General features: G+C 70.3%; 11 protein-coding genes. 4 read left to right on the plus strand and 7 right to left on the minus strand.

The genetic code is table 11. From position 1 onward, the window contains the following. The first annotated feature begins 211 nt into the window (after positions 1–211). Positions 212–958 carry a G1 family glutamic endopeptidase gene (locus IZR01_RS43085; protein WP_194899810.1) on the plus strand — a complete coding sequence of 249 codons (747 nt, stop codon included), beginning with the start codon at positions 212–214 and terminating at the stop codon, positions 956–958. A 152-nt stretch (positions 959–1110) separates the two neighbouring features. On the opposite strand, the gene IZR01_RS43090 is transcribed toward IZR01_RS43085, so the two are convergent. Continuing rightward, complete coding sequence (locus IZR01_RS43090; protein ID WP_194899809.1) at positions 1111–2121, minus strand: hypothetical protein; 1011 nt, start codon at positions 2119–2121, stop codon at positions 1111–1113. A 97-nt stretch (positions 2122–2218) separates the two neighbouring features. Here IZR01_RS43090 and IZR01_RS43095 point away from each other — a divergent pair, with 97 nt between their 5' ends. Continuing rightward, positions 2219–3313, plus strand: coding sequence for a glycoside hydrolase family 172 protein (locus IZR01_RS43095; RefSeq protein WP_194927200.1), 1095 nt, complete (start codon positions 2219–2221; stop codon positions 3311–3313). Positions 3314–3356: 43 nt separating this feature from the next. Here the strand turns inward: IZR01_RS43095 and IZR01_RS43100 are convergent, their stop codons facing one another. After that, positions 3357–4493 (minus strand): ROK family transcriptional regulator, encoded by a 1137-nt coding sequence (locus tag IZR01_RS43100; protein ID WP_194927201.1) that lies wholly within the window; start codon positions 4491–4493, stop codon positions 3357–3359. A gap of 75 nt (positions 4494–4568) precedes the next feature. Between IZR01_RS43100 and IZR01_RS43105 the strand changes: the two genes are divergently transcribed. Next, on the plus strand, positions 4569–5924 hold the full coding sequence (locus IZR01_RS43105; RefSeq protein ID WP_323747260.1) for an MFS transporter: 1356 nt from the start codon (positions 4569–4571) through the stop codon (positions 5922–5924). A gap of 57 nt (positions 5925–5981) precedes the next feature. On the opposite strand, the gene IZR01_RS43110 is transcribed toward IZR01_RS43105, so the two are convergent. The 4 genes from IZR01_RS43110 to IZR01_RS43125 all read right to left on the minus strand — a co-directional run bounded on the left by IZR01_RS43110 (position 5982) and on the right by IZR01_RS43125 (position 9267). Then, positions 5982–6299 carry a chorismate mutase gene (locus tag IZR01_RS43110; protein ID WP_194899228.1) on the minus strand — a complete coding sequence of 106 codons (318 nt, stop codon included), beginning with the start codon at positions 6297–6299 and terminating at the stop codon, positions 5982–5984. Between the two features lie 92 nt (positions 6300–6391). Next, positions 6392–6964 carry a suppressor of fused domain protein gene (locus tag IZR01_RS43115; protein WP_194899227.1) on the minus strand — a complete coding sequence of 191 codons (573 nt, stop codon included), beginning with the start codon at positions 6962–6964 and terminating at the stop codon, positions 6392–6394. A gap of 45 nt (positions 6965–7009) precedes the next feature. Further along, positions 7010–7987, minus strand: coding sequence for an aldo/keto reductase (locus IZR01_RS43120; protein ID WP_194899226.1), 978 nt, complete (start codon positions 7985–7987; stop codon positions 7010–7012). Between the two features lie 131 nt (positions 7988–8118). Beyond that, on the minus strand, positions 8119–9267 hold the full coding sequence (locus IZR01_RS43125) for an FAD-dependent oxidoreductase (RefSeq protein ID WP_194927202.1): 1149 nt from the start codon (positions 9265–9267) through the stop codon (positions 8119–8121). Between the two features lie 73 nt (positions 9268–9340). Between IZR01_RS43125 and IZR01_RS43130 the strand changes: the two genes are divergently transcribed. Further along, positions 9341–10006, plus strand: a complete 666-nt coding sequence (locus tag IZR01_RS43130; protein WP_323747261.1) for a TetR/AcrR family transcriptional regulator — start codon at positions 9341–9343, stop codon at positions 10004–10006. A gap of 77 nt (positions 10007–10083) precedes the next feature. Here the strand turns inward: IZR01_RS43130 and IZR01_RS43135 are convergent, their stop codons facing one another. Beyond that, complete coding sequence (locus IZR01_RS43135) at positions 10084–11808, minus strand: IclR family transcriptional regulator domain-containing protein (RefSeq protein ID WP_323747262.1); 1725 nt, start codon at positions 11806–11808, stop codon at positions 10084–10086. Between the last annotated feature and the right edge of the window lie 194 nt (positions 11809–12002).

Consider the following 12002-nt stretch of genomic DNA (forward strand, 5'->3'; position numbering starts at 1 on the left):
GTCTTGGGCGGGCGGCACGCTCGCGGCCATTGTCATGCGCCGATTGTGCCCGGTGAGTGTGACGTCTGACAGAAGCCTAAGTGTGAAAACGTCAATGGGCCGACATCATGCGTTTTACCAACTCTTGGTTCCCCGCCACCCGGTATTCGGCCACTCTCCTGTGTAAGCCTCCTGCAATGGCTTCCCACCACCCCCACGCGAAGGGAAAACCATGCGAATATCCGGATACCGGGCCGGGCTCGCCGCTTTGGCCGCGGGCTCCTCCTTGGTGCTCGCCGCGGCACTGGCCGGCCCGGCCGCGGCCACCACTACCAAGTCCCCCGCCAGTTTCCCGCACTACAACCACGTGTTCAACCACGGCCGGCACTCTGACCAGATCTGGGGCGGCTACGCGGACACCGGCAGCCAGTTCACCTCGATCAGCGGTTCGTGGACGGTCCCGACGCTGGACTGCTCCTCGACCCCGGACAGCTCGGTCTCGCCGTGGATCGGCATCGACGGCTTCAACTCCAGCACCGTCGAGCAGATCGGCTTCGACCAGGACTGCCAGGGCGGCCAGGCCGGCTACTACCCGTGGGTGGAGATGTATCCGGCGGACTCGGACTACTTCACCGAGACGGTCAACGCCGGCGACCAGATCACCGCCTCGGTGTCGGTCAGCGGCAGCGCGTGGACGCTGACCGAGAGCGACACGACCCAGGGCTGGTCCAAGACGTTCAACGAGACCGGCGACGACCAGCTCTCCTCGGCCGAGGCGATCGTGGAGGACCTGGGCGACGGCATCCAGCCGGTGGCCCCCTTCGGCTCGATCACCTTCAACAACCTGACCGCCAACGGCCAGCCGCTGTCCGACGCCGGCACGCCGAACTCGACCGACATCGAGCGCGGTGACACGCCGCTGACGCAGAACTCTCCTTTGTCCGGTGGCAGCTTCACGCTCAGCTGGCTCCAGTCCTGACCCGACGGCTTGACTCGGCGGCCGACGCGCCTCCCGGCTGGTGCCACTCCTGCCGGTCCCCTTAGGCCGCTCTCCTAGGCCGGTTGCAAGTGGGTTGCCACCGGTCGCCCCCGGCTGGCGCCCCTCCGGCCGGTGCCCGGGCCGCCGCACCATCACGGCGGCCCGGGCCACTCCCAGCGGACGCCGATGACGCACGGGTCCAGGTCGACGCTCATCGCGCAGGCCCGATCCCCGTCGTCGAGCGCCAGGACGCGCTCGGTCTGGACGGCGTCATCTGTGCGGGCGGCCGTGAACTGCACACACCGCGCGGGCAACGCCGGCCGGCTGAATTCGACGTCGATCACGTATTCCCGCACCGGTAGCCGCAGTCGGCGGCTGGTGTCGCAGTCCCGCGGAAACGGCGGGGTGAATTCGACGACGTATTCCATGACCAGCAGCTCCCCGCGTTGCAGCGGTCGCGGCAACCGGAGCTCGGCTATCGTCAATCCGGCCTCCGGCTTCGAGCGGACGGCGCCGAGGGTGCAGCCGCGCAGCGGGCGGATCGCCGCGGCGCTGCCGTCGGTCGCCTGGTCGATCACGATCGAGGACCGCACATCGTTGGTCGCGGCCCGGACCAGGGCCCGGGAGTAGAGCTCGCGGAGCCGCCGATCGGGGCCGATTCTCAGGCGCTCGTATTGGGAAAGACGGACCAGCGAGTCGTCCGAGCCGGTGTCGAATTCGCTGAGCAGCCCGGCGATCGGATCCCAGTCCCGGTACACCTCCGCCAGATCCGGGGCCTGGCTGTAGACCTGACGCCCGCGCGCCCGGCGCGGACCGACCAGCGCGGCCAGCGCCCCGGGCGGCACGCCGACGATCTGCTCCAGCCGGTTCAGCGCGGCCATCGACGCGGCCCGTTCCGGCTGGCGCCGCCCCGATTGCCAGCTGCTGAGGGTGGCCAGACTGACCGGCGCGCCGTGTTGGCGCAACCGGTACTGGATCCGGTCCAGGCTCAGGCCGCTGCCGGCGATCGCGGCGCGCAGCGCCGCCGCGAAGGGGCCGCAGGCCAGCAGCCGGGGCAGGTCACCGGGCCCATTCGGATCAGCGGCCACAGGAAGGAACCATGAGAACGAGGCCTCCTCACGGGCACTGATCCACCCCGGATCCACCCCCTGATACACCCCCATGTCAGGACGGTCATTCCGTCATGCCGTGGGGTCGAAACCCGGGCCCGGGCAGCCGGTCACCTGTCAGCGTTAGCGTTTTCTCAGTACATTGAACATCATGAGCGGATTCGACGGTCTCGACTCCCACCTGGGCAATCTCAGCCGGCTCTCCTCGGCGCAGACCCGATCGATCAGCGCCGAGAACCCCACCGGCGCGACCGGCGGCGGCGCGCGGGCCACCGAGGGCCTCGGTGCGGCCGCCGCCGAGGGCCTGGGTGCCGGCTGGAAGATCGCGCCGGCCGTCATGCTGCCGGCGCGCGGCGTCTTCACCATCGCCGACGTCACCGGGCCCGGCGCGATCCAGCACATCTGGATCACCGTGCCCCCGAAGTTCTGGCGGATGCTGCTGCTGCGCTTCTATTGGGACGGCGAGGACGATCCGTCCATCGAGGTGCCGCTCGGGGACTTCTTCTGTAGCGGGTGGAACGAGTTCAGCCAGGTGTCCTCGATCCCGATCGCGGTGAACCCGGCCGGCGGGCTCAACTCCTACTGGCAGATGCCGTTCCGGCGCTCGGCCCGGATCACCGTGGAGAACCTGAGCGGCGAGGAGGCCGGGGGGTTCTACTATCAGGTCACGTATACGCTGACCGGCGTCCCCGAGGACGCCGCGTACCTGCACGCGCAGTGGCGCCGCGGCAACCCGGTCGCCGACGGCGTGCACACCCTGCTGGACGGCGTCGTCGGCCAGGGCCACTACGTCGGCACCTACCTGGCCTGGGGCTCGAACAACAACGGCTGGTGGGGCGAGGGCGAGATCAAGTTCCACCTCGACGACGACACCGACCACCCCACGATCTGCGGCACCGGCACCGAGGACTACTTCGGCGGGGCCTGGTGCTTCGAGCACCCCAGGGGCACTTACGCCGAGTATTCGACCCCTTATCTGGGCATGCCGCAGGTGCTCCGGCCGGACGGTTTCGGCCGCAGCCAACAGCGTTTCGGCATGTACCGCTGGCACATCCCGGACCCGATCCGCTTCCGCACGAAGCTGCGGGTCACGATCCAGGCCCTGGGCTGGCGCAACGTGTACGCGGGCCGGATGCGGTACCTGAAGCTCCAGGACGACGTCGCGTCCACGGCGTGGTGGTACCAGACGGAGCCGCACGCGCCGTTCGGCGCCAGTCCCACCGCGGATGAGTTGGAAGTGATCTAGCACCGCCGGCACTGAACCGTCGAGGTCAACGCGTCTGAGAACGTCAGCCGCCGAACACCTCGTCGCGCGTCAGGTCGAGCCCGGTCAGGACGGCGCCGTGCAACACGGCGTCGCCCTCGACCGTGCTGGCCCGCACCTCGGTCGTGATCGGCGACTTGGTGGCCAGCCGGGCCGCGACCAGCGCCGCGAGCGGTTCTCCGGCGGCCCGTCCGGCGCTGCCGCCGAGCACGAGGAGCCCGGGGTCCAGGACCGAGACCGCGGCGAACGCGCCTTTCGCGATCCGCTCGGCGAGCTCCTCGGGAGCGATGGCGGCGCGCACCTCCGGGGCGATCGTGTCGCAGAACTCGACGCCGCCGACCTCCAGCCAGCCGAGCTCGCCGGCTCCGCCCGAGGCGCCGCGGCGAAGCCGGCCGTCCAGCACGACCGCGCCGCCCACGCCCTCGTCCAGCCACAGCAACACGAAGTCCGCGCGGCCGGCCGCCGCGCCGAGGCGGTGCTCGGCGACCGCCGCGAGGTTCACCTCGTTCTCCAACAGCACCCTGACACCCAGGACTCGCTCCAGTTCGCCCGGCAGGTCCGGTCGCCAGCCGGGCATGTCGGGCGCCGCGGTCGACTGACCCGAGTTCGGGTGGACCATGCCGGGCGCGCCGATCACCACGACGTGCGGCCGGCGTCCGTCCGCGGCCTGCGTGATCGCTTCGGCCAGGGACGCGACCAGGTCGGGCTCGCGGCGCGCGCCGTCGTTCGCGGAGGCCGCGTTCGCTGGAGCGGCGGCGGTCCTTGTGGTCTCTACGGCGCCTGGGGTCTTCGGGATACCTGTGATTTCTGTAGTTTCTGTGGCGTCGAATCGCCGGGTGGCCGTCCCGACCGTCGCGCCGGTCAGGTCGGCGACGGCCGCTGTGAACCCGGTGCGGCGCAGGTCGACGCCGACGACGTGGGCCCGCTCGGCGATCAGCTGGTAGAGCCGGGCGTTCGGCCCGCGCCTGGTCTCCTCGGCCTCGCCCACGGACTCCACCAGTCCGGCCGTGCTCAGCCGTTCCACCAGGTCGGCGACGGTGGGCCGGGACAGCCCGGTCAGCTCCCGCAGCTGCGGCGCGGTCAGCGGGCCGCGCTGGATCAGCAGGTCCAGGGCCAGCCGGTCGTTGATCGCGCGGGCGGTGGCCGGGGTCGCGGTCTTCATGGGCCCATAGTAATCAGGAAGGGACCCTGATTAATTCACTTTCCATCAGGAAGGGTCCCTGATAGTTTCCCTCCCGTGACTCAGCCCCGCACCCCGCCGCGCTCGGACAACCGCTCGGCCAGCCGCTCGGACAAGCACTCCGAGAACCGCTTAGACAACCGCCCAGACTTCCGCTCCGACCCCCGCTCAGCCGACCGGGACCGGGTCCGACACCGCGCCATCACGCTCATCTTCCTCGTCCACGGAATGGTCTCGGGCACCCTGGCCACCTCGCTGCCCTGGCTCCAGGCGCACGACCGGCTCAGCCCCACCGCGTTGGGTCTGGTGCTGTTCTGCGCGCCCATCGGCTCCTTCATCGCGATGCCGACGGCGAACCGCGTCGCCCACCGGATCGGCGCCGGGCGTGCGACGCGGTCGCTCATCTTCTTGTTGTGTCTGCTGCTGCCCGCTCCGGTTCTGGTCGGCGGCCCGGCCCTGCTCTTCCCGGCGTACCTGCTACTCGGCATGGCCGCGGGCGGTAGCGACGTGATGATGAACTCGCAGGGCGTGGCGCTGGAACGGCGCTCCGGCCGATCGGTCATGTCCGGGCTGCATGGGATGTGGTGCCTCGGCAGCCTCGTCGCCGGTGGCGCTGGCATCCTCGCGGCGCAACTGCACTTGGATCTGCGCCTGCGCCTGATCGTCACGAGCGCCGTGCTGATCGTCGGGGCCTGGTACGCCGGACGCGGGCTGAGCCCCGTCACTTCCGGCCTCGGTGCGAACGGCCTCAGCGCGGACAGCCTCAGTGCGAACAGTCCAGGCGAGAACGCTCCGGCACCGCGCCGGTTCGCCCTGCCGACCCGCGCGATCCTTGGCATCGGCATCGCAGGCTTCTGCGGAACCTTCGCCGAAGGCGCGACCACGAGTTGGTCAGGGGTCTACGTCACCAAGGCGGTCGGCGCCGGACCCACGGTCGCGGCCGCCGCCTACACGCTGTTCATGCTGAGTATGACCGCGACCCGGCTGTTCGGCGATGTGGTGGTGCGCCGGATCGGACCGGTGGTGGCGGTCCGCGTCGGTGGGATCGTGGCCGCGTGCGGCGGGGTCCTGGTCGTGGTGTTCCGCACGCCGTGGCCGTGCATGCTCGGGCTCGCCCTGATAGGAATCGGGCTCGCGATGAACGTGCCGCTGGTGTTCAGTGCCGCCGGACGTAAGGGGACTTCGCTCGGCGAGAGCGTGGCCGGCGTCGCCACCATCACGTATCTGTCCGGGCTGATCGCTCCGGCCGCGATCGGCTGGACGGCCGGTGCCGCGGGCTATCCGGCGGCCTTCGCGCTGATCACCGTCTCCGCGGCGGCGCTGGCCGTGCTGGCCGGCGCGTTGCGGACGCGACCGGACCACGCCCCGGCGTCTGCTCCCGTGCCGGGTCCGGCCGCCCCCGCTTGTGTGTAGTTCCCCTGTGTGTAGTTCCCCGCGTGGTTTTCTAAGTCGTCGCTGTGGCGGTCGAGGTCACAGCGAGCGGTGGTTGCGGACCACCTCGTCGATGATGAAGGTCAAGAACTTCTCGGCGAACTCCGGGTCCAAGTGTGACTCCTCGGCCAGGAGCCGCAGGCGCCGGATCTGGACCACTTCCCGGTCGGAGTCGACCGCCGGCATGCCGTGTTCGGCCTTGAGGCGGCCGACCTGCCGGGTGCATTTGAAGCGTTCCGCGAGCAGGTGCACGACCGCCGAGTCGAGGTTGTCGATGCTCGCGCGGAGCTCCAGGAGGCGGCTGTGCGCGTCCTGCGGTGCGGCGTCATCTTGCCTGGTGGACAAATCGCTGGTCATGCCCGCAAGGGTATCGTCGCAGCATTCTTGGATGCCTCACCCGCACAACCATTGAGACGGCTGCGAGGTCGGATCACGGCCACAGCGCCGGGCTACAGGGCCGGAGCGCGGTTGATGTCCAGGATGTCGATGTCGTTGTCCCGGAAGACGTCCCAGAGGGCGTCGGCGCCTTCCTCGGCGACGAACTCGATCTCGGTGGGGGTGACCGGGATCAGGGTGATGATTTGCAGCTGGAGCCGGGAGACGCGGTCGTCGACCAGATCGAAGTCGGTGCCGAAGACCGGGTTGGGATAGGCGACCACGCCGTGGATCCGGGTGCCCTCGATGAGCGGGCTGTCGTGCTTGACGACGTCGTCGTATTCCAGGCCGGTCATCTGCCCGAGGACGGCGTCGGCGGCCATCGCGGTCAAAGTGCCGGCGGTCACGCGCTGGCTGTCGCGCAGGAAGCAGAACAGTTCCTGGGCCCGGAGCGTGCTGATCGGCTGCATCCGCAGGCCGTTGGTGATCCAGGCGCTGACGCCGGGCTCCGGGAGCCGGTACTCGACCAGGTCGTATGGGCGCGGCGGCTCCTGCTCCACTTCGCCGTCATAGACCCGGTGCTGCTCGCCCAGGAAGCGTCTGTAGTGGGCGAGCAGCCGGTCGGTGTTGCCGTCTTCGTTGCGCATGCGACCAAACCCTACCGGTGGTTAAGCCGCCGGTAGGGCAGTAGGTCAGCGGTTGATGAGCCTCTGCATGGCTTCCGGGTAGCGGTCGCCGGTGAGCTGGAACGCCGTGGCGGCATCCTGGATCTCCGCCAGGTCCTCGGCGCTGAGCGTGACGTCCGCCCCGCCGACGTTCTCCTCCAGTCGCTCGATCCGGCGCGTGCCGGGGATCGGCACCGCGTTCGGGTCCCCGGCGAGGATCCAGGCGATCGCGATCTGGCCGGTCGTCGCGTCGTGGCGCCGGGCGATGCGCTCCAGCAGCCGCACGAGCCCCTGGCCGGCCTGGATCGTCTCGTCGGTGAACCGCGGGAAGATCGCGCGGCGGTCGCCGGCGCCGGACACGTCCGCGGCCGAGGTGATGCTCCCGGTGAGGAAGCCCTTGCCCAGCGGGCTGAACGGGACGAAGCCGATGCCGAGTTCCCGCAACGTCGGCAGGATCTCCTGCTCCGGCTCGCGCCACCACAGCGAGTATTCGCTCTGCAACGCGGTCACCGGCTGCACGGCGTGCGCGCGGCGGATGACGTCCACCCCGGCCTCGGACAGACCGAAGTGCCCGACCTTGCCGGCCGCGATCAGTTCCCCGACGGTCCCGGCGACGTCCTCGATCGGCACCTCGGGATCGACCCGGTGCTGGTAGAGCAGGTCGATGTGGTCGGTCCGCAGCCGCTTCAGGGACGCGTCGACGACCTCGCGGATGTGGTCCGGCTTGCTGTTCGCGTTGTGCGCGCGGCTCTGCACCCCGTCCACGATGTCGAAGCCGAACTTGGTGGCGATCTTCACCTGATCGCGCACCGGCTCCAACGCCTCGCCGACGAACGTCTCGTTGGTCCGCCCGCCGTACACCTCGGCGGTGTCGAAGAACGTCACGCCGAGGTCCACCGCCCGGCGGATCAGCGGTAGCGCTTCCTCCCGCGTGGTCAGGCTCATGCAGCCCAGCCCGACCGCCGAGACCTCCAGACCACCGCTGCCCAGGATTCGCTTGTCCATGTCCCTGCCCACCTTCCGTTCCGGTCTCCATGACAATCGAACACGGGCCGGTCGGCGAGCGGGAGACCCTGCTAGTACCTGGCAGCCAGTACCTGTCAGGTGGCCAGTACTTGGCAGGCGGCCCGCACCTGTTAGGCAGCCTGATTGCTGCGCCTGCCGCCGGGCCTGCCGCCGGTCCTGCCGCCGGGCATCACCCGCGCGGCGAGGTTGCGTGCCCCCACGCCCAGCCGGGTCTTCGGGACGAGCATCCCGGCCGCGAAGCCGATGTTGCGCTGTTTCGGCGCGACCAGCTTGCGGTGCCGGTGCTCGTAGACGCGCAGCGCCTCGGCGACGTCGGCATGGTTCGCGAGCGCGTCGGCCAGCGTGTGGGCACCGGCGATCGCCAGGCTGGAGCCGTCGCCGAGCAACGAGACGCACGAGGCCGCGTCGCCGACCAGCGCGATTCGGCCCCGGCTCCACGCGTCGAGCCGGACCGCGCTGACGGCGTCGAAGTAGAAGTCGTCCGCCTTGCGCAGCGCGTCGAGCAATCGGGGTACCTCCCACCCGGCCCCGGCGTAGGCGTCGAGCACGACGCGGCGGTGCCGCTCGGTGTCGCGGTAGTCGAGGTCGGGGAGCGTCGGGCCACGGAAGATGAACGCGGCGATCGCCTCCCCGCGCGCGGGATGGATCGACGCGAGCCGGCCGGGCGTGTTGTGGAGCAGCACCTCGTCCGCGCGTTCGGCGGGGCGGCCGAGGGGGAGCGTCGCGACGTAGAGGCCGAGGTGGTGGACGTGGTCGCGCTCGGGCCCGAAGGCGAGCCGGCGCACGGTCGAGTGCAGGCCGTCGGCACCGACGACGAGGTCGAAGCGGCGGCCGGGGGAGCGGTCGAACTGCACGTCGACCCCGGCGGCATCGGGGTGCAGGGCGGTGATCGTGTCGCCGAACAGGAACTCGGCATCGGGGCGGGCGGCCTCGTAGAGGATCGCGGCGAGGTCGGCGCGCGCTATCTCCACCTCGCCGCCGCGCCCCCGGGCCGCCGGCGCGGCCATCCGTGCGATGCGCCGCCCGGACGGGGCGAGCAGCGTCACCGTGGTGGCCGCGGTCGCCGCCGCGCGCAGCCCCGGCATGAGGCCCATCGCCTCGGCGACGGGAACCGCCGGTCCCCGCACGTCCACGGGGTTCCCGCTGGAACGCGTGCCCGGCGCGCGTTCGACGACGGTGGGGCGCAGCCCGGCGCGGACGAGCCAGTAGGCGAGGGTCGAGCCGGCGATGCCGGCCCCGCAGATCAGGACGTCGGTCATGGGTTCAGCGTAGATGCAATCACTGCAAAAATGCAATGACTGCAAACTTGCTACCGATGCGTAGACTGGCCCCGTGAGCGACCAACCCGAGGCCCCGGCACTGGCACTGCCACCGCCAATGGCACCGGCACCGGCACCGGCACCCCTGCGCGACCGGAAGCGAGCCCGCACCCGCCAGGCGCTCATCGACGCCGCGGTCACCCTGTTCGACCGCGACGGCTACGAGCAGACGACCATCGCCGACATCGCCGCGGCGGCCGAGGTCGGGGCCCGGACGTTCTTCAACTACTTCGCCAGCAAGGAAGACCTGCTCTTCTCGGAGAGCGACGCCCGGGTCCGCGCCACGCTCGACGCCATCGCCACGCGTGAGCCGCACGAGGCGCCGACCGACGTGCTGCTGCGCGCGCTGCGCGACGTCGGCGCGGTGAGTGACGAGATGGCGAGCCCGCAAGGGGCGCTGCGGTTGAAGCTGGGCCGTACCGTGCCGGCAGTGCGGGGCCGTGCGCTTCAGGCCCAGCTCGATGCCCAGCGGGAGATCGCGCGGCAACTGGCGGCGGCGTATCCCGACACGCTCGACGAGGTCAGCGCGGCGGCCGTGACCGGGGCGTTCATCGGCGCGATCACCGCCACGTTGCAGGTTCTGCTTGAGCGGTCGGCCGAGCCCGAGGATCCGGCTGAGTTCCACCGGGTTCTGGTCGAGGCCACGGATCTGGCGCTGGCTCCGTGGGCGGGTAAGTAAGGGTACTGGCTAAGGGCGCTTGCTCTGGTGCTGGCGCTCGCTCTAGCCCGGGTTTCTAGCTCCAGTCCTCGCTTCGGTCAGCTCAGCAGCGCGAGATCCTCCTCGATCAGCTGCGCCGCGCGCCGCAGGACCGGCAACACGTTCTGCTGGGCCTCGGTCGCACTGGTGCGTGCGGCGTGCAGTGAGACGTTGATCGCGCCGACGGCCCGGCCCTGCGCACCACGCACCGGCACCGCGATGGACCGCAGACCCTCCTCAAGCTCCTGATCCACCAGAGCGAAGCCCTGGCGCGCGGTCTCGGTGAGGATCGCGAGCAGCCGCCGCTGATCTGTGACGGTGTGTCGGGTCAACGGTTGGAGTGCCGTCGAGCCGAGGACATGCTTGCGTGCCGCCGAGTCGAGATCGGCGAGGAGGACGCGGCCCATGGACGTCGCGAAGGCGGGGAACCTGGTCCCGATCGTGATGTCCACGCTCATGATCCGACCGGCGGCGGCGCGCGCCACGTAGCGGATGTCCGTACCGTCCAGGACGGCCATCGACGCCGACTCGTGGACGGCACTCACGACTTCTCCCAGGTGCGGCTGGGCGAGTTCGCCGAGCGAGAGCCGGCTCAATCGGGCGTAGCCGAGTTCGAGCGCGCGGGGCAGGAGACGGAAGTGGCCTGCCTCGGTGGCGACGTAGCCCTGTCGGGCGGCGGTCAGCAGCGAGCGGCGGACGGTCGCGCGGGGCAGGCCCGTGGCCGTGGCCGCCTCGGCGAGAGTCAGGCCGCTGCCGGGGTCTTCGCCGAGGGCCGTCAGGACATTGATTCCGCGGGCGAGTGACTGTAGATACTCGGGGCCCAGCCGTTCCTTCGCGGCAGTCGTGGGATCCACGATCTGATCGGGTCGGGTTGCGGTTGCGGTTGCGGCCGTGGCTGCGGTCGCCTGCGTATCAGCATCCTGTTGCCGATCCGTCAGCTGATCCGCCAGCCGATCAGTCATGGCCTGGGCGGTCTGTAGAAGCTGCGGCAGAGCCGTCTTCCGAAACGTCTCCACGTTCTGTCGACTGGTGTGGCTGACCGCACTCAGCGCGCCCACAACCGAACCGTCCGCGCCGTGCACCGGGACGGCTATCGCGATCAGTCCCTGCTCGATCAGCTGGTCGTCCTCGGACCAGCCGTCGCGCCGGGATGCTTCGATGCGCCGCGCGAAGCGTTCAGCCACTCGCGCGACGTCAGGGTCGTTCGCGGCCATCGGATGCTGCGGAAGCGCGGGAAACGCAGAGTGCTTAGGGCCGCCGTCCAGACGTGCCCGCCAGCGGTCGAAATCCGCCACGCTCCAGGTCTGCGCGAACAGGGCCCCGGGCGCACAGCACTCGGCGGGCAGCGCATCGCCCACCCGGAACGACACCGAAAGCGCACGCCTGCGCTTGATCTGGATCACGAACCGGACGGCGTCCCCGTCCGGGACAGCCAACGAAACCGACTCGTCCAACACCGCCGACAGGTCTTCGCACAGCCCAGTCAGCAGCGCGGGCACTCTGCTCGCGCGCAGGTAAGCACCGCCGAGCCGCGCGGCGCCGGGCGAGAGCACCAGGTCCCGACCCCCGCCCTCGACCCTGACGTAGCCGAGCTCGCCGAGCGTCGCACCAACCCGATCCACCGTGGACCGGGGCAACCCGGTGTCCCGAACCAGCTCGCTGGCGCGAAGCCGACCGCCGGGCGTCGCGGCCAGCGCGCGCAGCACGGTGAACCCGCGCTCCAGCGGACCGACGCTCTCATCTGGATGGGGCTTCAGCTCTGTCGCGTTTGCGTTCGCGTTCACGAAGCTCCTCGATCGCCGGTACCGTTGGCAAGCCTGCGTGGCGGGCTGCTGGTAATGGTAGTGAAGCTTAGTTCATTGGGCGAACGCTGGCGATTGCTGGAGTGTTGGCTTGTGGGCTGGGCTGGGCTGGGCTGGCTGGGCAGGCTTGGGTTGGGCTGGTTGGGCTGGTTGGGCTGGTTGGGCTGGGGCGGGCC

The organism is Catenulispora pinisilvae, assembly GCF_015356865.1.
In the GTDB taxonomy this organism is placed as follows: domain Bacteria; phylum Actinomycetota; class Actinomycetes; order Streptomycetales; family Catenulisporaceae; genus Catenulispora; species Catenulispora pinisilvae.